The sequence below is a fragment of the Mycobacterium sp. SMC-14 genome (genome assembly GCF_046250075.1).
In the GTDB taxonomy this organism is placed as follows: domain Bacteria; phylum Actinomycetota; class Actinomycetes; order Mycobacteriales; family Mycobacteriaceae; genus Mycobacterium.
In genome coordinates this window covers 2,593,227-2,611,516 of record NZ_CP176429.1, presented here as the reverse complement: position 1 = coordinate 2,611,516, position 18,290 = coordinate 2,593,227, and the positions used below count along the sequence as shown (strand labels likewise).

The following is an 18,290-nucleotide window of genomic DNA, read 5'->3' as shown; positions in this document are numbered from 1 at the left end:
AGCAGACACAAAATCGCACCCGCGACCACCGCGGCGTGCGATTTTGTGTCTGCTCGCGGGGTGAAACCTAGGCGCTGAACCGGTAATCGTCGAGGTCGAAGCGCCGGCTGCGCCAGTAGGCCTCCACCGTGGTGGTGGGCCGCAACGGGACATCGCCGTGCTTGTCGAAGTAGTAGCTGTTGGCCGACTTGCAGCTGTCCTGCCAGAACACCTGCCGGTGGCGTTTGCGCATCATCTCGTCGAAGTAGCGGGCGTTGGCCGCCTCGGAGATCTCGATCCGGGTCGCCCCGCGGCCGCGAGCGCTCGTCAGGCACCGCACGATGTGGTGGGTCTGCGCTTCGACCAGCGCGAAATACGACGACCCGACGTAGCCGTAAGGGCCGAAGACGCTGAACAAGTTGGGGAACCCTGGGATGCTGACCCCCTCGTAGGCCTGCAGCCGATGCTCGTCCCAGAACTGGGTCAGCGTCTGACCCCCGGCCCCGGTGACGGCGAAGGTGGGAATGTTGTCGCTGTCCATCACTTTGAACCCGGTGGCCAAGATCAGCACGTCGACCTCGTGGGACGTCCCGTCGGCGGTGACGACGCCGGTGGGGGTGATCCGGTCGATGGGGTCGACCACCAGATGGACGTTGTCGCGGTTGAACGTCGACAGGTAGGTGTTGTGGAATCCGGGGCGCTTGCAGCCGACGGCGTAGCGCGGGGTGAGCTGCTTACGCAGTTCCGGATCGTGCACCTGCCGGCGCAGGTACGCCCGTCCGGCCGACTCCATCCGCTTGGCCAGTGGAAACACCGTGAAGTACTGCGCCGCGATGGGGAAGGTCGCCTCGACGTAGGCCTGACTGGCCAGCCGTTGCAGCGCCTTGCCGCCGGGAATCCGCATCGCCCAGCGGATCGGAGCGGCCAGCGGCACATCGAACTTCGGGAAACACCAGATCGGTGTCCGCTGAAAGACGGTGAGCGAGGAGACCTTCGGCGCGATCTGCGGGATCACCTGCACCGCAGAGGCCCCGGTGCCGATCACCGCCACCCGCTTGCCGGTCAGGTCTTGCGAGTGGTCCCAGCGGGCGGTGTGGATCGTCACCCCGGCGAAGGTGTCGACACCGGCGATGTCAGGCAGGTTCGGTGTGGTCAGCACGCCGCTGGCATTGATCAGAAACCGCGCCGTGAGCTCGCGGCGCTCATGCGGTGCGCCGGCGGAGTCGGTGTGCACCCGCCACCAGCCGTTTTCCTCGTCGAACTCCGCGGCAAGCACCTTGGTGGCGAACCGGATTCGCGAGCGCAGACCGTACTTGTCGACGCAGTGCTCGGCGTAGGCCTTGAGCTCCCCGCCGGGCGCATACGTGCGCGACCAGTCCGGGCTCTGCTCGAACGAGAACTGGTAGGAGAACGACGGGATGTCCACGGCGATACCCGGATAGGTGTTCCAGTGCCAGGTGCCGCCGACCCCGTCGCCGGCCTCGATGATCACATAGTTCGTCATCCCGGCACGGTCGAGGTTGATCGCCGCCCCGATGCCGGAGAATCCGGCGCCGACGATCAGAATCTCGTGGTCGGGTTCCTCGCTCACCGTCTGCTCCTCGTCACTGGTATCGATCGAGGTCGACGGTAGCGCGCGCACCGGGGGACCGCGGTCGGGTTACGGCAAATCCTGTGGCGGTAGGCGCCACGGCGGATTGCGGCGGGCTTCGCCGGCGTGAAACAGGCAAAGTGGGTGGCCGTCGGGATCGTTCAGCCGGGCCTCGCGCCACAGCCACGGCATGTCGGTCGGTGGCTGGGTGAACTCAACCGAATTGCGCAACCGCTGGTATTGCTCGTCCAGATCGTCGGCCTCGAAATAGATAGTCACCTGCTCACCGACGGCGACGTCGCTGACGCGCTCCAGCGAAAAGGTGCTGTCGCCGTCCGGGCACTCGAACCGCAGGTAGTCGTCCGTCTTGACGATCAGCCGCAGACCCAGCAGCAGGTAGAACCGCTCGGCGCGGTCCAGGTCGGTGCTGCCGACGGTGACCTGGTTCAGCCGCATCGCGTCACGCCAGGGCAGCGCGCAAAGCGGCCAGCCCGCGGTCGGCGGCCTCGGTGGCCACCGGGATCACTCCGGCGTAGCCCAGGTAACCGTGAACCAGGGTCTCGGCGTTATGCACCTGCACCGGAACCCCGGCGGCGGCCAGCAACTCGCCGTAACGGATGCCGTCGTCGCGCAACGGGTCGTGGCCGGCGACCGCGATGTAGGCCGGTGGCAGGTCGGCCAGATTCTCGGCCCGCGCCGGGGCCAGCATCGGCGGCGGGTTGCTCAGGTCGAGGTCCCCGGCGTAGGCGCGCGTCAACGCGGCGATCGCAGCGCTGTCGATGATCGGCGCGTGGGCGTTCTCGGTGAACGACGGCAGGCTGCCGTCATACGTGGTGGCCGGGTACCACAGCAGCTGGAACGCGATCGCCGGGCCGCCGGCGTCACGGGCCAGCTGGCACACCACCGCGGCCAGGTTCCCGCCCGCCGAATCCCCGGCCACCGCCAGCTTCGACGGGTCCACGCCCAGCTCGGAGGCGTGTGCCGCCACCCATTCGGTGGCCGCCATCGCGTCCTCGACAGCGGCCGGGAACAGGTTTTCCGGCGCCAACCGGTAGTCGACGGACACCACCACCGCGCCCGCGTCGGCGGCATGCATGCGCGCGGTGCCGTCGTGGGTGTCGAGGTCGCCGGCGACGAAGCCGCCGCCGTGAAAGAACACCACCACCGGCGCGGCACCCGACTCGGTGCTTGCCGGCCGGTAGATGCGTATCGGCAGGTCGCCACCCGGTCCGTCGATCACCCGGTCCTCGCTGGGCAGCTCCGGGTGCACCGGCCGATGGGGCAGGTCGCGCATCGCGCGACGCGCTGCTTCGGCGCCGTCGTCCAGTGTCAGTCGGAACGGGATGGCTTCCAGTACCTTCAGCACTATGGGGTCGATTGCTGGCATAGAAACACCGTACGCAACCAGACGAGTCTTCACCGGCTGGGCAGCGGCGGGATGGCTCGGAGTGGCTTACGGGATCTTCCTGACGGTGGTGGCGTTGCGCTCTGGGCCGGGGGAGGCGCTGACCGGGCAATGGGTCGGGCAGCCGGCCTTCAAGGCGGCGATGGCGGTGCTGTTGGCCTTCGCCGCGGCCGCCCACCCGATCCTGCGGGAGGCGCGCTGGCTGATCCCCGCCCTGATCTTCTCGGCGACCGGCGACTGGCTACTGGCGATCCCGTGGTGGGAACCGTCCTTCGTCGCGGGTCTGGCCGCGTTCCTGGTGGCGCACCTGTGCTTTTTGGGCGCGCTGCTGCCGTTGGTGGTGGTCTCGCGCGGCCGGCTGGCCGGGGCGGGGCTGGTGGGGGTGAGCTGCCTGGTGTTGTTGGCGTGGTTCTGGCCCGGCATGGCCCGTGAGGGCATGACGCTGCCGGTGACGGTGTACGTCGGGGTGCTCGGTGCGATGGTGTGCGTCGCGCTGCTGGCGAAGCTGCCCACGCCCTGGACTGCGGTCGGCGCGGTCTGTTTCGCGGTATCGGACGCCATGATCGGAGCCAGCCAGTTCGTGTTGGGCAATGAACTGCTGGCGGTGCCGATCTGGTGGGCCTATGCGGCGGCACAGCTGCTGATCACGGCCGGATTCTTCTTCGGCCGGTCCGCCGACGCCGAGCAGGCGGCGTCGGACTGACATTCGCCGCCGATCAGTGCCGGTGGCCGCCGGTTCCGGGGCGCAGTCGTTCCGGATCGAAGGCGGGCAGTCGACGGCGATGTGGGGCGGTCATGTGGTGGTTCGCCAGCGCATCGCCGTGGCCCGAGGCGATGTCGCCGATGCTGAACAGCGACTCACCGTGGGGAGTGAAGTAGGAGCTGTGGCCGCTCAAAGGCCACGCCACGCCGCGGCTTTCGGCCTTGAACCGGGTGGATCCGTAGCCCTCTGCGGCCGGATCGGCGCCGAGCCCGACCGTCGTTGCCTGCAGGGGTAATTGCGGCTGGCCACCGAAACCGGTGATCGGATCCGACGATGCCGCCCCCACATACACATGGCCTCCCGCGGGCAGGTGAAAGTCGTTGGCGCTGTGGGCCAGGTCGGTTCCCGGTGAGCCCACGAGCACTACGTCGTCGGCGCACAACCCCGCCGAGGCCGCGGCGTCGGCCACCGTTGTCGACCCATAGGAGTGCCCGATCACGGTGACGTGCGAGGCGCCGACGTGCGACGCCGCCAGGGCGCGGACGTCGGCGGCCAGCAGCCGGCCCCCGGCCCGAGCGGCGGCCGGTTGGGTCACCGCCGGATCGAACAGGCTGTCCGGCGCGCGATAGCCCATCCACACCACGACCGAATTGCTGCGGCCGGGATCGGACCCGACCACCTCGCGATAGACATTGTGCCCGTCCGGGTGCGACAGGTAGCCGTCGCGGACGCTGCTGTGCGCGCCGGGCACCACGATGGTGATGTTGTCAGCGACGTCGGGGTCACCGATCGCGATCGCGGCCCGTCCGCGCCCGCCGAACGCTGCCGGTTCATAGGTGAGTAGCAGCGCGGGGGCCGCGCCGGCGGAGTTGGCTGCCAGCCCGTCGCGGACCCGCAGCGCGTTTTCGTAGCGCACGATCTCGGCGGCACTGACCGCCGAAGTCGCGTTGACCACCCGGCGAATGTCCTCGTCCAGTGCCTGGCGGTTCCGTCGGTCGCGGACTCGAGCCGGAACGCCGTAGCCGGCACCGGCCGAGCGCAACAGCGCCACCTGGAGCCGGTTGTCAGCGGCGGCGTCGGCGAGCACCCGGCGGATCTCTCGGGCCTTGGCGGCCAAAAAGAGCTGGAACTGGCGGACGCCGGCCGGGGTGTCCCACACCAGTGTCCACTGATCGGCCAGCGCGTCACGGATCTCGCCGTGGATGGCATCGAGGTGGCGGCGGCCCGCGCGGGCGTGATCGGCGGCGGCGCGCACCGTGGCGGCCAGCACGTGATCGGTCAGTTGGGCAGTCTGCATCCGCGAGGCAAGGTCCGTTTCACGGTCTCGTGCCGTGACCGCGTGGGCCCCGCGCTGTTCGGGCATACCGCAGCAACGTAATTCAGCGCAGCTGGGATCGTCCCCGCCGATCCACAGCCCGCTCCGCCTGTGATCCGCCGTCGGCCGCGGTCGGCGGTGTCTGCTAGACCTGCGTGGTGAGTGTCGACGGTGAACCCAACGAGCCCATCGCTCGGGTGCTGCCGATGCTCTCGGTGCCGCACCTGGACCGTGAGTTCGACTATCTGGTCACACCAGAGCAGTCCGAGGGCGCTCGACCCGGGGCGCGGGTGCGAGTGCGCTTCCACGGCCGGCTGGTTGACGCCTTCGTCTGGGAGCGTCGCGCCGACACCGACCATGTCGGTCGGCTGGGCAGGCTGGAGCGGGTGGTCTCGGCCGAACCGGTGCTCACCAGCGAGGTCCGCCGGCTGGTGGAAGCGGTGGCCGCACGCTACGCCGGCAGCCGGGCCGATGTACTACGGCTGGCCGTGCCGCCGCGACACGCCCGGGTGGAACGCGAAGCGGTGACGCCGCCCGAACCGCCAGTCATCGCCTCGGTCGACCCCGCGGGCTGGCAGCGGTACGGGGCGGGCGGATCGTTCCTGGCCGCGCTGGGCGAAGGCCGGGCGGCGCGGGCGGTGTGGCAGGTGCTGCCCGGCGATTCGTGGACCGACCGGTTCGTCGACGCTGCCGCTGAGACGATTCGCGCCGGTCGCACCGCCCTGGCGATCGTGCCCGACCAGCGCGACGTCGACGCGCTGTGCCGGACCGCGACGGCCCGAATCGACGAATCGGCGGTCGTGGCACTGTCCGCGGGACTGGGCCCGGCCACTCGTTACCGGCGCTGGCTGTCGGTGCTGCGTGGCGGGGCGCGGCTGGTGATCGGCACGCGCAGTGCGGTGTTCGCCCCGCTGGCAGACCTCGGTCTGGTGATGGTCTGGGATGACGGCGACGACTCCCTGGCGGAGCCGCGGGCGCCCTATCCGCACGCCCGTGAGGTGGCGATGCTGCGGGCCCACCTGGCGGGTTGCGCTGCCCTGATCGGCGGGTACGCCCGCACCACCGAGGCGCACGCTTTGGTGGGCAGCGGGTGGGCGCACGACGTGGTGGCATCGCGGGCGATGCTGCGGACGGCCGCGCCGCGGGTGGTGGCCCTCGACGACACCGGATATGCCGAGGAGCGCGACGCCGCGGCGCGCAGCGCCCGACTGCCGACGGTCGCCCTGCAGAGCGCGCGCAGCGCCCTCGCCGCCGGGGCGCCGGTCCTGGTGCAGGTGCCCCGGCGGGGCTACGTGCCGTCGCTGTCCTGTGGGCGCTGCCGCACGATCGCCCGCTGTCGGCACTGCACCGGACCGTTGTCGCTGCCGGAGCGCGGTGGTACGGCCCTGTGCCGCTGGTGCGGACGGGCCGACCCGGCGCTGCGGTGTGCGCGCTGCGGGTCGGATGCCGTGCGTGCGGTGGTCATCGGCGCCCGGCGCACCGCCGAAGAACTTGGTCGTGCCTTTCCGGGCACCCCGGTCGTCACCTCCGCCGGTGACACCATCGTCGACTGCATCGAGGACGGCGCGGCCCTGGTGATTGCCACGCCCGGCGCCGAACCCCGCGCCCCGCACGGCTACGGGGCGGCGTTACTGCTGGACAGCTGGGCGCTGCTGGGCCGCCAGGATCTGCGCGCCGCCGAGGACACGCTGCGGCGCTGGATGGCAGCGGCGGCGCTGGTGCGCGACCGCGGGTCCGGCGGGCTGGTGACCGCGGTCGCCGAATCGTCGATTCCGACGGTGCAGGCCCTGATCCGGTGGGACCCGATCGGCCACGCCGACGCCGAGCTGGCCACCCGAGCCGAGGTGGGGCTACCGCCCGCGGTGCACATCGCGGCCCTCGACGGTGATCCGGAGTCGGTGATGGCGCTGCTGGAGCAGGCGCGGCTGCCCGACGGCGCCGACCTGCTCGGACCGGTGCCGCTGCCGCCGGGGGTGCGGCGTCCGGCCGGTGTCCCCGACGAACTGAATGTCATCCGGATGCTGGTCCGGGTGGGACGCGATCACGGCCTGGTGTTGGCCTCGGCGCTGCGCCACAGCATCGGGGTGCTGAGCGCGCGTGGGTCGCACCACCCGGTGCGGGTGCAGATCGATCCGCTGCACATCGGTTAGCCAGCGGGCCGGGCCGGCCTCACCACGGCACGAGTTGGATCATGCCGGGCGCCCGGGGCGGTGCCGGCGCGGGTTCTGCGGGACCGCCATTGTCGCCGTTTCCACCGTCGCCTTCGCCGCCTGGACCGCCGTTCCCACCGCCGCTGCCGCCAGTGGCACTGCCCGGCTGCGGACCTGCGGGTGCCGGCGGGCCTTGCGGTGGCGGCGGTGGCTGCTGCGGTAGCGGGGGCGGTAGCTGCTGCGGTGGCGGCGGCTGCGGCGGCGCCTCTGGGGGAGGCGGTGGTGATTGCTGTGGTGGCGGTGGCGGCTGTTGTCGGGGCGCTGGTTTCGGGACGGCGCCGGGCGAGCGGGGGATCTTCGCCTTTGGTGCCTTGGGCGGCGGAATCTTCGGCGGTTTCGGCTGCGACGCGTCACCCCTGGCTATGTCACCGACCGGTGAGCTGAGCACTGCACCAAAAACGTCGACGGTGTTGCCACCCGAGACGGTCGTTCGGTAATTCGCCACCACCACCAGAGGGGCGGGTCCATGGGATTGCCGAGTGCGGCTGGCCGCCAACGAAGCAATCTTGCCTTGATCGCCCGGACAGTAGACCTGCACCGCCGCCGCGATGAATCGGCTCATGGTGGCCGACAGGCGATCTGACTGTTCGCGTAAGTCCGGGTTCATTCCGTAGGCATCGTTGTTCAATCCGTCCAGCACGGTCTGTGCCGGTATGCCGTCGTCGAGTTTGAGGCAGACCTTATGACCGGCGGCGACGACGGTCGCAATGTTGTCCATGGCGGGAATTTGTTTCTCTTGGAGCACCGCCAGAAATTGATCGTCCTGACTCGGATCCGCTGCTGCAACGCCGTACGGCAGCATTGCGACGGCGATCGCCGTCGCCGCGACGGTCGTGACGGCGTGGCACGTGGTGCTCGGAGTGAACATGGCACGGTCCTCCGTTCGTGTCCGGACCGTGCCCGTCACCGGCCGTTGGGTGGGGAGGCCGCCACCGTTGCCTGAATTGACAATTGACCCAGGCAGAGGAAAACGGGCGGGGCGGTGGACGTTGTCTCCGCCGGAACTGTTTGTCGCTGCTGCGTGTGGTTCCCGGTCCGCGTCAGAGCGCAGCATGGGCATCTCGCAGAACTAGGCGAGAACCTGCGCGTCGCTACGTGGGCTTGCCGCGATGGAACATCTGTTGCGCCTCCGTTTGATGGGCGGTGGCTGTCGACTCGGCAGCTGCCGTATTAAATCGTATACCGATATTTCATCACCGGAATCGGTATTGCCGCAAGAGTTTGTTGGTCGTCATCTCGCGAGAAGAGGTCGAGGAAGCGGAGATTGAGGCCCAACGGCCCTGCCGAATCGCCCCGTTTCGCAGTAATTTTGAGGGTGAGTCGGCTAGCCGGCTGGCCGGCCGATCAACATGGTTGGAGGGCTGTGATGTCACAAGTCAGAACGACACCCGGAATCGTGGTGGGTGTAGACGGATCGCCTGAATCCGACGCGGCGGTGGCTTGGGCGACGCACGAGGCGATCATGCGTCAATTGCCGATCACATTGCTGCATGTAGTGACGCCCCTGGAGACCGGCTGGCCCCCTGGGCCGGTGGTCGAGGGGATGCCCAGCTGGCAGGCCGACGAGGCGAACAAAATCCTGACGCGGGCCCGCAACGTGGTCGACGCCAGCCGGGGCGACGCCGCGTCGCCCGTGGTGCACGCCGAAATGGCCTACGCCCAGGTGGTCTCGACGCTGATCGGTGTCACTCGAAGTTGCTGGTTGACTGTCGTCGGCTCAACGGGATTGGGCGCGATCGGTCGCCTGCTGCTGGGCTCGGTGAGTACCAGCCTGATTCACCATGCACAGGGTCCGGTCGCGGTCATTCGCACCGATCGGGCTTGCGCGACAGATGCGCCCGTGGTGGTGGGTATCGATGGTTCGCCGGCCTCGGAGCGAGCAACGGCGCTGGCCTTTGACGAAGCTTCGTGCCGCGGAGTGCCGCTGGTGGCATTGCACGCCTGGAGTGACGTCGGAGTCATGCCGATCCTCAACGTGGACCGGCGCGATTACGAAATCCAGGGACACGAGGTTCTCGCCGAACGCCTTGCGGGTTACCAGGAGCAATACCCGGATGTCTCGGTCGAGCGACGGGTGGTCTGTGACCACCCCGCCCGCTGGTTGATCAAGGCGGCCGAGCAGGCTCAGCTGGTGGTGGTCGGCAGCCGCGGTCGTGGTGGATTCGCCAGTCAGCTCTTGGGTTCGGTCAGTTCGGCGGTGGTTCAAGCCGCAGGGATTCCGGTGATCGTGGTCCGTCCCGCCTCGACATGACCGTCGGCCACGCCGGGGGCGGTCCGTTGCCCGCCCCCACACCCGGCCGCGATGGTTAACACTGGATGCCATGGAGTTCGCCAACCACGGCGACGCGGGTGCGCCGAAAGCGACGCCCTACGTCGCGGCCCACGAAACGCACTCCGGCGTGGTCGTCTTGGCCGGCGATCGCGCCTACAAGGCCAAGAAACCGGTGCAGACCGACTTTCTGGACTTCCGGACGGTCGAGCAGCGCGAAGAGGCATGCACGCGGGAAGTTCAACTCAACAGCCGAATTGCCGCCGACAGCTACTTCGGGGTTGCCCACCTCAGTGGCGTTTCCGGAGCGGCACCCGAACCGATCATCGTGATGCGGCGCTACCACGACGACGACCGGTTGGCGTCGATGGTCAAGCGCGGCACACCCGTCGAAGCGGTGCTCGACAGCATCGCCCGGGTACTGGCCGACTTCCACGATCGTGCCGATCGCGGCCCGCGAATCAGCCTGCAGGGTAAGCCCGAGGCCATCTACCAACGGTGGTTCGACAACTTCCCCACACTGCACCGCCATGCCGACACGGCGGTGCCCGCCGAGTCGGTGCGGCGCGTTGAGGACCTCGCCGCCGCGTACCTTGCCGGCCGGGCGGATCTGTTCGCTCAGCGCATCGACGAGGGTTGCATAGTCGATGGCCATGCCGACTTGCTCGCCGACGACATCTTCTGGACCGACAACCGACCGGTGCTGCTCGACTGCCTGGAGTTCAGTGACGACCTGCGCTTCGTCGACCGCGTCGACGACGCCGCGTTCCTTGCCATGGATCTGGAGTTCCTCGGACGCAAGGATCTTGGCGACCACTTCCTGGACCGCTACGCCGGCTATTCGGGCGACACCGCGCCGTCGTCGCTGCGGGATTTCTATATCGCCTACCGTGCGGCCGTGCGGGCCAAGGTCGATTGCGTGCAGCTGACCCAGGGCAAGTCCGGGGCCGAGGCGGCGGCGGCGCGCCACCTGGCCATCGCGTTGAGCCATCTGGAGAGCGGCGCCATTCGGCTGGTGCTGGTCGGTGGCGGTCCCGGAACCGGGAAGTCGACGCTGGCCCGAAAACTCGCAGAAAAGGTTGGGGCTGTGACGCTGTCCACCGATGACGTGCGTAAGGAGCTGCACGAGTCCGGCCAGCTCAGCGGGGAGCCCGGTTCCCTCGGCACCGGTTTGTACGCACCGGCCAATGTCGATGCGGTCTACCGGGCGATCCTGAACCGGGCGGGCCGGTGCCTGGCCGGCGGTCAGTCGGTGATCCTCGACGGGACCTGGCGCGATCCGCAGGTCCGCGCCGAGGCGCTCCGCTTGGCGGCCGACAAACACGCCGCGACCACCGAGATCCAGTGCGTGGTTCCGGTTGAGGTCGCCGCTGACCGAATCAGAAGCAGAGCACCGGGCAACTCCGATGCGACACCGCAGATCGCGGCGGCGCTGACTGCTCACGACTTCGAGTGGGACACCGCGCACCGCGTCGACACGGCGCGACCGCTCGAAGAGTGCGTGCGCGCGGCCGAGGAGCTGTGGCGCGCTGCGATCTCGCGGCCGCGACTTCCCTAAACTGTCCCGGTGCGCATTGTCTTCACCGGCACCCCGGACACCGCGTTGCCGTCGTTGCAACGGCTGATCGATTCGCCGCGCCACGACGTGGTGGCGGTATTGACCCGGCCCGACGCGGCGTCCGGCCGGCGGGGGAGTCCGCAGCCGTCTCCGGTGGCTCGCCTGGCCCTCGACCACGGCATTCCGGTGCTGCGGCCGGCCCAGCCCAACGCACCTGAGTCGGTGGCGGAGCTGACCGAACTGGCGCCGGAGTGCTGCCCGGTGGTGGCCTATGGGGCGCTACTGCGCGACGCGTTGCTGGCGGTGCCGACGCGCGGCTGGGTCAACCTGCACTTCTCCCTGCTGCCGGCCTGGCGTGGTGCGGCCCCGGTGCAGGCCGCGATCGCCGCCGGTGACGAGGTGACGGGTGCGACGACGTTTCAGATCGAGCCGGAACTGGACTCCGGGCCGGTCTACGGGGTCGTGACCGAGACGATCCGGGCCGATGACACCGCGGGTGAACTGCTGGGCCGGCTGGCGGTTTCGGGTGCCGAACTGCTGGCGGCGACCCTCGACGGCATCGCAGACGGAGCGCTGCACGCGGTGCCGCAACCGAGCGATGGGGTCAGCTACGCATCGAAGATCAGCGTCGATGACGCGCGGGTGCGCTGGGAGCTTCCGGCCGCGGTGATCGAGCGCCGAATCCGCGCCGTCACTCCGAATCCGGGTTCTTGGACCATGATCGGTGACCTGCGCGTCAGAGTCGGTCCCGTCGGCCTTGTCGATGATGGGCCAGCAGGACTGTCCCCCGGGGACATTCATGTCGACCGGCGACACGTGTGGGTCGGTACCGGCTCGGTTGCGGTGCGGTTGGGTCAGATCCAGCCACCCGGAAAGAAGCTCATGGAAGCCGCGGACTGGGCGCGCGGCGCCCGGCTCGACGCCGAGGTGCGGGCGTCATGACCGGACCCGGGCGCGGCCAGCGTCGGCCACAGCGTCCCCAGGACGGCCCACGCAAATCCCGCCGCAAGCCCCTGGACCCGGCTCGCCGCGCCGCATTCGATGTGCTTCAGGCGGTTTCCCAACGCGATGCCTACGCCAACCTGGCGCTGCCGGCGCTGCTGGCCGAACGCGGAATCACCGGCCGCGACGCCGCTTTCGCCACGGAACTGACCTATGGCACCTGCCGGGTGCGTGGACTGCTCGACGCCATCATCGGCGCGGCGGCGCAGCGCGAACCCGAGACGATCGACCCCGTGCTGCTGGATCTGCTGCGGCTGGGCAGCTATCAGCTATTGCGGACCCGAGTCGAGCCGCACGCCGCGGTATCGACCACAGTCGATCAGGCTGCCCTCGAATTCGACTCCGCGCGAGGGGGTTTCGTCAACGGCGTGCTGCGTACCATCAGTACGCGCGACGAGCAATCCTGGACCGCGGAACTGGCACCGCACGCCGACAGTGACCCGATCGGCCACGCCGCCTTCATCCGTGCCCATCCCCGCTGGATCGCGCAGGCGTTCGCCGACGCGCTGGGGGCCGCTGCCGGTGAACTTGACGCGGTGCTGGCCAGTGACGACGAGCGCCCCCGGGTGCACCTCGCGGCGCGACCGGGCGCCCTGACCGCGGCCGAGTTGGCCGCCGAGGTGGACGGCGAGATCGGCCGGTATTCGCCCTACGCCGTCTATCTGCCTGGCGGTGACCCCGGGAAGCTCGAGGCGGTGCGTGCCGGTCAGGCCCTGGTCCAAGATGAGGGCAGCCAGCTGGTGGCACGCGCGCTCGCGCTGGCCCCGGTCGACGGTGACACCGGCCGGTGGCTGGACCTGTGTGCCGGACCGGGCGGCAAGACGGCGCTGCTGGCAGCGCTCGGTGCACAGACCGGGGCGCGGGTGAGCGCGGTGGAGCAGGCCCCGCATCGGGCCGCGCTGGTCGCCGAGAACACCCGCGGCCTGGACGTGGAGGTGCTGACCGCCGACGGCCGCGATTCAGGCCTGCACCCCGGCTTCGACCGGGTGCTGGTCGACGCGCCCTGCACCGGCCTGGGCGCCCTGCGTCGACGGCCCGAAGCCCGTTGGCGCCGTCTGCCTGCCGACATCCCGGTACTGGCGAAACTGCAGCGTGAGTTGCTGGCCGCGGCGATCGGACTGACCCGGCCGGGGGGAGTGGTGCTGTACGCGACTTGCTCGCCGCACCTGGCCGAAACGGTCGGTGTGGTGGCCGACGCGCTGCGTCGACACCCGGTGCGCGCGTTGGATACCCGGGAACTGTTCGCGCCGGTCGAGGAGCTCGGAGACGGGCCGCACGTCCAGCTGTGGCCGCACCGGCACGGGACCGACGCCATGTTCGCTGCGGCGCTACAAGTAATCTGAGCGCATGTCACGAGCCATGATCGCGCCGTCGATCCTGTCGGCCGATTTCGCCCGCCTCGCCGATGAGGTCGCCGCTGTGAAGGGCGCGGACTGGCTGCACGTCGATGTGATGGACGCCCATTTCGTTCCGAACCTGACCCTGGGTCTGCCGGTGGTGCAGAGCCTGCTGGCGGCCACCGACATCCCGATGGACTGCCATCTGATGATCGAGGATCCGGGTCGCTGGGCGCCGCCCTACGCCGAGGCCGGCGCCTACAACGTCACCTTCCACGCCGAGGCCACCGACAACCCCGTCGCCGTGGCCCGCGACATCCGCGCCGCGGGCGCCAAAGCCGGACTCAGCATCAAGCCCGGCACGCCGCTGGAGCCCTACCTGGAGATCCTGCGGGACTTCGACACCCTGTTGGTGATGTCGGTGGAGCCCGGTTTCGGTGGGCAGTCCTTCATCCCCGAGGTGCTGAGCAAGGTGCGCGCGGTGCGCAAGCTGGTCGATGCCGGGGAGCTGAGCATCCTGGTGGAGATCGACGGCGGCATCAACGCCGACACCGTCGAACAGGCCGCCGCGGCTGGGGTCGACTGCTTTGTCGCCGGCTCGGCCGTCTACAGCGCCGCTGACCCCGGCGCGGCCGTTGAAGCATTGCGCCGTCAGGCATTGGCGGCGTCACCGCACCTGCGCGCATGAGCATCGAAGGCGACGGCGAGAGAGGGACGACCGAGCAAGGAGTCGAGGCATGAGCGCTGCGTCGGCCGCCGAGCATTTCGTCGACCATGACGCCGCGATGCTCCTGGCGATCGAGCAGGCGCAGCGGGTCAAGGGCAACACCTACCCCAATCCACCGGTGGGCGCGGTCATTCTGGATCGCGACGGCCGGGTGGTCGGCGTCGGGGGGACCCGTCCGACCGGTGAGGCGCACGCCGAAGTGGTGGCGCTGCGCCGGGCCGGGGAGCTGAGCGCCGGCGGCACGGCGGTCGTCACCCTCGAGCCGTGCAGTCACCACGGCAGAACGCCACCATGCGTGGATGCGCTGCTGGCCGCAGGGGTGGCGCAGGTGGTCTATGCCGTTGCGGACCCCAACCCGGACGCGGGGGGCGGGGCGGCAAGGCTGGCCGATGCGGGCGTGCAGGTGATCTCCGGGGTACAGGCCACGGCCGTGAGCACCGGGCCGTTACGGGAATGGCTGCACAAGCAGCGCACCGGCCGGCCGCACGTCACCTGGAAGTACGCCACCAGCATCGACGGTCGCAGCGCGGCCGCCGACGGTTCCAGCCAGTGGATCACCAGCGAGGCGGCCCGGGCCGACCTGCACCGCCGTCGGGCGGCGGCCGATGCCATCGTGGTCGGCACCGGCACCGTACTCGTCGACGACCCCACGCTGACCGCACGGCTGCCCGACGGCGCCCTGGCCGACCGTCAGCCGCTGCGGGTGGTGGTGGGCCAGCGGGAGATCTCCGCGGACGCGCACGTGCTCAACGACGACTCGCGCACGATGGTGATCCGTACGCACGACCCGGCCGAGGTACTGCGGGCGCTTTCAGACCGCACCGATGTGCTGCTCGAGGGCGGCCCCACGTTGGCCGGGGCATTCCTGCGGGCGGGAGCGATCGACCGCATCCTGGCCTACGTGGCGCCGATCCTGCTGGGCGGACCGGTCACCGCCGTCGACGACGTGGGCGTGCCCAACATTGCCCGGGCATTGCGCTGGCGATTCGACACCATGGAGCAGATCGGCCCCGATCTGCTGCTCAGCTTGGTGCCGCACTAGCGGCCAGCACCGCTCACCGCGAGATGGCGGCCTCCGGCTCGGGCACCTCGGGATCTTCGGCGTGAACGTCGTTGCTGCCGATGAACAATCCGAGCACCGCGCCCACCACACAGATGATGGCGGTGATCCCGAAGATCTCGCCGTACATCATCGCGAAGGCCAACTTGGAGTTGGCAGCAGTGCCGGCCATCTTCTCGGCCAAGCTGCCGCCGGGCATCTTGGGCAGGCCGGCCAGGATCTGGTTGAACCGGTACAGGCCCCACGCCGACAGGGCGGCCATGCCGATCAACATCCCGGTCATCCGGGCCACCACCACGCCCGCCGCGGCGATGCCGTGCTCCCGCGGCGGCACCACGCGCATGACCGCTGAGGTCAGCGGGCCGATCACCAGGCCCAAACCGAAGCCGGCCAGGATCTGGTCGGTGTGTGCCGCCGGAAGGCTCATGCCGAGCACCTCGTGGTGGTAGGCCATCAGGTCCACCGGCCACTTCGAGATCAGCCAGTAGCCCCCGGCGGCGATCAGCAGCCCGACGAACGTCACCAGCCGGTCACCGACCGTGGTGGCTATCGCACCGCCCACCACGGCGCCGATGGGCAGTGCTGCCAGGAACCACAGCAGCAGCATCGCCGCCTCGTTCTGGGTCTTTCCGAGCACGCCCTGGCCGAACAGTTCGACGTCGACCAGGGTGACCATCAGTGCGGCGCCGGCACACAGCGAGGAGCCCAATGCGGCCAGAAACGGGCCCATCCGGGCGCCGGCCGGGTCGAGCAGCTTCGTCGGCGATTTGATCTCCCAGACCACGAACGCCACCAGCGCGATCGCCGCAACCAACAGGTACGCCGCACCGTGGTTGGGCAGCGCCTGCTTGGCGCTGGGGTCGGGGTTGTACAGGCCGATCGTCAGCAGACCCAGGATCACCGCCAGCAGCAATCCGCCGACCACATCGACACGCTCTCGGGGGCCGTCGGTGGACTGCGGCGGCAGACTGAAGTGGATCAACACCATGGCCAGCACGGTCAGCGGCACGTTGATCCAGAACACGTCTCGCCAGCTGGTCAGCGCCCAGACGATGAAGATGCCGTACAGCGGACCCAGCACGCTGCCCAGTTCCTGGGCGCCGGCGATCCAGCCCAACACCGCCGACCGGCGGCGCTGCGCCCACAGGTCGGCACCGAGAGCGAACGTCACCGGCAACAGCGCCCCGGCCGCGACGCCCTGGATGGTGCGGCCGACTACCAGCATCGTCAGGTCGGTCGACATTGCCGTCACCACCGAGCCGATGGCGAATGTGGCCAGGCTGACCTGCAGCAGCAGCTTGCGGCCGAACCGGTCGGAGGCCCGGCCCAGCAACGGCATCGCTGCGATGTAGCCGAGCAGATAACAGGTGATGATCGGCGTCAGCTGCTGGATCTTGTTGATCGGGATGCCCACACCCGCCGGCTGCGGCGCCATGATGTCGCGCATGATCGTGACCACGACATAGGTGTCGAGGGCCCCGAGCAGGACGGCGAGGCTACCCGCGCCGATCGCCAGCGTGCGGTTGACCCGCATTACGCTCCCGCCGGCTTCTCAATCGTGACCGGTGCGTTCCAGTTCGACAGGGTCATCTGGATGGAGTTGCCCGCACTGGGGTTGAGCTGGGCCTGGACCAGCTGGTGGTCGCCATCCTCTTGGATCCACACCGTGGCCGGCGTCGGCGCGGTGGCCTTCAACTGCGGCGCGAGGGCGTTCACGGCGTCGACGGACGCGTTGCCGGTGACCCGGACGGCCTTCTGGCCGTTGATGGTGTCGCGGCCGGCGGCCTTCGCGTCAGCCAGGTTGGACAGCATGTTGGCCAAGCCCTTCTCCGGGCTCAGAATCGCGGCAACGTCGTAGATCTTGTCGGCGGAGCCGTAGTTGTCGTAGTCGTCGCCGGTGATCGCCGCGTAGAGGTCGCCATCGATCACGATGAACTTAGCGTCGACATCCGAGCCCAGCATCATGATGGTCGCGCTGCCCTTGGCCGCGGTCGTCGGCTGGGTGGTCAGGTCACCCTCGAGGGTCTTGACCGGGAGGTTCTTGATCTGGCCGGTCACCGAGAGCGCCAGGTGCGCGCTCTTGAGGTTGGCGGTGGTGGTGGCCGATTCCTTGACCAGCGTCGTCGCTTCCGGCAACGGTCCGCCGGCATCCTTGGAAGAACAGCCGGCGAACAGCGCGGCGGCAGTGGTCGCGGTGGCCAGGGCGATGAGAAGTCTGCGCATGGGGGACATCGTATAGAGGCCGCCGGATCGAGGTAGGGCAGCGTAGACATTGTTCGACGGCGCCGACCCACTGCGCCCGACTTCGTCGCGCTTGTGATCGGCTGGGGCCTATGGCGCCGACCCACTGCGCCCGACTTCGTCGCGCTTGTGATCGGCTGGGGCCTATGGCGCCGACCCACTGCGCCCGACTTCGTCGCGCTTGTGATCGTCGCTAGCCTGTTGTGATGTTCACCGGAATCGTCGAGGAACTGGGCGAGCTGGTCGGCCGGGAGGATCTCGCCGACGCTGCGCGCCTGGTCATCCAGGGTCCCACCGTCACCTCCGACGCACGCCACGGCGACTCGATCGCCGTCAACGGCGTGTGCCTGACCGTGGTCGATGTACAACCCGGTGGCCAGTTCAGCGCCGACGTGATGCGCGAGACGCTGGAGCGGTCCAGTCTGGGATCGTTGCAGGTCGGCAGCCCGGTAAACCTGGAACGTGCGGCCGCGCTGAACAGCAGGCTGGGCGGCCACATCGTGCAGGGCCACGTCGACGGGACGGGACAGGTCCTGGCCCGCACCCCCGGGCAGCATTGGGAAGTGGTGCGGATCGGGTTGCCGGCGTCGCTGGCGCGCTACGTGGTGGAGAAGGGCTCGATCACCGTGGACGGGACCTCGCTGACGGTGTCCGGGCTGGGTGCTGACCCTGACGATTTCTTTGAAGTCTCGCTGATTCCGACCACGCTGGAGCTGACCACCCTGGGACGGGCGCCGGTCGGCACGGTGGTCAATCTCGAGGTGGACGTGATCGCCAAGTACGTCGAGCGGCTGGTGACAAAGCCCACGGAATGAGTCCACGGCGCGAACCGTGGGTCCGGGGTGGTTCATACTGGATGGGCGGGTTGCGCCGACGGGGCGCTTTCCGACGGC

At 69.4% G+C, this 18,290-nt stretch carries 16 protein-coding genes; 9 read left to right on the top strand and 7 right to left on the bottom strand.

Annotated features, from left to right (window positions below):
- Positions 1–67 precede the first annotated feature (67 nt).
- The 3 genes from ACKY0W_RS12145 to ACKY0W_RS12135 all read right to left on the bottom strand — a co-directional run bounded on the left by ACKY0W_RS12145 (position 68) and on the right by ACKY0W_RS12135 (position 2,957).
- Complete coding sequence (locus ACKY0W_RS12145) at positions 68–1,570, bottom strand: flavin-containing monooxygenase (RefSeq protein WP_409434262.1); 1,503 nt, start codon at positions 1,568–1,570, stop codon at positions 68–70.
- Positions 1,571–1,639: 69 nt separating this feature from the next.
- Complete coding sequence (locus ACKY0W_RS12140; protein WP_409434261.1) at positions 1,640–2,026, bottom strand: VOC family protein; 387 nt, start codon at positions 2,024–2,026, stop codon at positions 1,640–1,642.
- Between the two features lie 4 nt (positions 2,027–2,030).
- A complete protein-coding gene (locus tag ACKY0W_RS12135) occupies positions 2,031–2,957 on the bottom strand; it encodes an alpha/beta hydrolase (protein ID WP_409434260.1) in 927 nt (308 codons plus the stop codon).
- Here ACKY0W_RS12135 and ACKY0W_RS12130 point away from each other — a divergent pair.
- The gene (locus ACKY0W_RS12130; RefSeq protein ID WP_409437759.1) at positions 2,956–3,678 is read left to right on the top strand and encodes a lysoplasmalogenase; all 723 of its coding nucleotides are present in this window, start codon (positions 2,956–2,958) and stop codon (positions 3,676–3,678) included. The two genes, ACKY0W_RS12135 and ACKY0W_RS12130, sit on opposite strands and share 2 nt — an antisense overlap.
- Positions 3,679–3,691: 13 nt before the next feature.
- Here ACKY0W_RS12130 and ACKY0W_RS12125 read toward each other — a convergent pair whose 3' ends face one another.
- On the bottom strand, positions 3,692–5,041 hold the full coding sequence (locus ACKY0W_RS12125; protein ID WP_409434259.1) for a DUF4226 domain-containing protein: 1,350 nt from the start codon (positions 5,039–5,041) through the stop codon (positions 3,692–3,694).
- 158 nt (positions 5,042–5,199) lie between these two features.
- On the opposite strand from ACKY0W_RS12125, the gene ACKY0W_RS12120 reads away from it, so the two are divergent.
- Complete coding sequence (locus ACKY0W_RS12120) at positions 5,200–7,143, top strand: primosomal protein N' (protein ID WP_409437758.1); 1,944 nt, start codon at positions 5,200–5,202, stop codon at positions 7,141–7,143.
- 19 nt (positions 7,144–7,162) lie between these two features.
- Here ACKY0W_RS12120 and ACKY0W_RS12115 read toward each other — a convergent pair whose 3' ends face one another.
- Positions 7,163–8,071, bottom strand: coding sequence for a DUF732 domain-containing protein (locus ACKY0W_RS12115; protein ID WP_409434258.1), 909 nt, complete (start codon positions 8,069–8,071; stop codon positions 7,163–7,165).
- Between the two features lie 498 nt (positions 8,072–8,569).
- Here ACKY0W_RS12115 and ACKY0W_RS12110 point away from each other — a divergent pair, with 498 nt between their 5' ends.
- The 6 genes from ACKY0W_RS12110 (at position 8,570) to ribD (ending at position 15,138) form a co-directional block, all read left to right on the top strand.
- On the top strand, positions 8,570–9,454 hold the full coding sequence (locus ACKY0W_RS12110; RefSeq protein ID WP_409434257.1) for a universal stress protein: 885 nt from the start codon (positions 8,570–8,572) through the stop codon (positions 9,452–9,454).
- Between the two features lie 70 nt (positions 9,455–9,524).
- Positions 9,525–11,030, top strand: coding sequence for an AAA family ATPase (locus ACKY0W_RS12105; RefSeq protein ID WP_409434256.1), 1,506 nt, complete (start codon positions 9,525–9,527; stop codon positions 11,028–11,030).
- Between the two features lie 9 nt (positions 11,031–11,039).
- The gene (gene fmt, locus ACKY0W_RS12100) at positions 11,040–11,972 is read left to right on the top strand and encodes a methionyl-tRNA formyltransferase (RefSeq protein WP_409434255.1); all 933 of its coding nucleotides are present in this window, start codon (positions 11,040–11,042) and stop codon (positions 11,970–11,972) included.
- Entirely contained in the window at positions 11,969–13,375 is a 1,407-nt protein-coding gene (locus ACKY0W_RS12095; RefSeq protein ID WP_409434254.1) for an RsmB/NOP family class I SAM-dependent RNA methyltransferase, read from the top strand. The genes fmt and ACKY0W_RS12095 overlap by 4 nt, the downstream gene beginning before the upstream one ends.
- A 4-nt stretch (positions 13,376–13,379) precedes the next feature.
- Positions 13,380–14,057 (top strand): ribulose-phosphate 3-epimerase, encoded by a 678-nt coding sequence (rpe, locus tag ACKY0W_RS12090; RefSeq protein WP_409434253.1) that lies wholly within the window; start codon positions 13,380–13,382, stop codon positions 14,055–14,057.
- 49 nt (positions 14,058–14,106) lie between these two features.
- Complete coding sequence (gene ribD, locus ACKY0W_RS12085; RefSeq protein ID WP_409434252.1) at positions 14,107–15,138, top strand: bifunctional diaminohydroxyphosphoribosylaminopyrimidine deaminase/5-amino-6-(5-phosphoribosylamino)uracil reductase RibD; 1,032 nt, start codon at positions 14,107–14,109, stop codon at positions 15,136–15,138.
- A gap of 13 nt (positions 15,139–15,151) precedes the next feature.
- Here ribD and ACKY0W_RS12080 read toward each other — a convergent pair whose 3' ends face one another.
- Positions 15,152–16,690, bottom strand: a complete 1,539-nt coding sequence (locus ACKY0W_RS12080; RefSeq protein WP_409434251.1) for an MFS transporter — start codon at positions 16,688–16,690, stop codon at positions 15,152–15,154.
- On the bottom strand, positions 16,690–17,388 hold the full coding sequence (locus ACKY0W_RS12075; protein ID WP_409434250.1) for an LppX_LprAFG lipoprotein: 699 nt from the start codon (positions 17,386–17,388) through the stop codon (positions 16,690–16,692). Before ACKY0W_RS12075 ends, ACKY0W_RS12080 begins: the two co-directional genes overlap by 1 nt.
- A gap of 215 nt (positions 17,389–17,603) precedes the next feature.
- Between ACKY0W_RS12075 and ACKY0W_RS12070 the strand changes: the two genes are divergently transcribed.
- Complete coding sequence (locus ACKY0W_RS12070) at positions 17,604–18,212, top strand: riboflavin synthase (protein WP_409434249.1); 609 nt, start codon at positions 17,604–17,606, stop codon at positions 18,210–18,212.
- Positions 18,213–18,290 lie beyond the last annotated feature (78 nt).

Coding starts and splice junctions, on each gene's coding strand:
- ACKY0W_RS12140 (WP_409434261.1), bottom strand. CDS start 2,026: ATGCGGCTGAACCAGGTCACCGTCGGCAGCACCGACCTGGACCGCGCC.
- ACKY0W_RS12135 (WP_409434260.1), bottom strand. CDS start 2,957: ATGCCAGCAATCGACCCCATAGTGCTGAAGGTACTGGAAGCCATCCCG.
- ACKY0W_RS12125 (WP_409434259.1), bottom strand. CDS start 5,041: ATGCCCGAACAGCGCGGGGCCCACGCGGTCACGGCACGAGACCGTGAA.
- ACKY0W_RS12120 (WP_409437758.1), top strand. CDS start 5,200: ATGCTCTCGGTGCCGCACCTGGACCGTGAGTTCGACTATCTGGTCACA.
- ACKY0W_RS12115 (WP_409434258.1), bottom strand. CDS start 8,071: ATGTTCACTCCGAGCACCACGTGCCACGCCGTCACGACCGTCGCGGCG.
- ACKY0W_RS12110 (WP_409434257.1), top strand. CDS start 8,570: ATGTCACAAGTCAGAACGACACCCGGAATCGTGGTGGGTGTAGACGGA.
- ACKY0W_RS12105 (WP_409434256.1), top strand. CDS start 9,525: ATGGAGTTCGCCAACCACGGCGACGCGGGTGCGCCGAAAGCGACGCCC.
- ACKY0W_RS12095 (WP_409434254.1), top strand. CDS start 11,969: ATGACCGGACCCGGGCGCGGCCAGCGTCGGCCACAGCGTCCCCAGGAC.
- rpe (WP_409434253.1), top strand. CDS start 13,380: ATGTCACGAGCCATGATCGCGCCGTCGATCCTGTCGGCCGATTTCGCC.
- ribD (WP_409434252.1), top strand. CDS start 14,107: ATGAGCGCTGCGTCGGCCGCCGAGCATTTCGTCGACCATGACGCCGCG.
- ACKY0W_RS12080 (WP_409434251.1), bottom strand. CDS start 16,690: ATGCGGGTCAACCGCACGCTGGCGATCGGCGCGGGTAGCCTCGCCGTC.
- ACKY0W_RS12075 (WP_409434250.1), bottom strand. CDS start 17,388: ATGTCCCCCATGCGCAGACTTCTCATCGCCCTGGCCACCGCGACCACT.
- ACKY0W_RS12070 (WP_409434249.1), top strand. CDS start 17,604: ATGTTCACCGGAATCGTCGAGGAACTGGGCGAGCTGGTCGGCCGGGAG.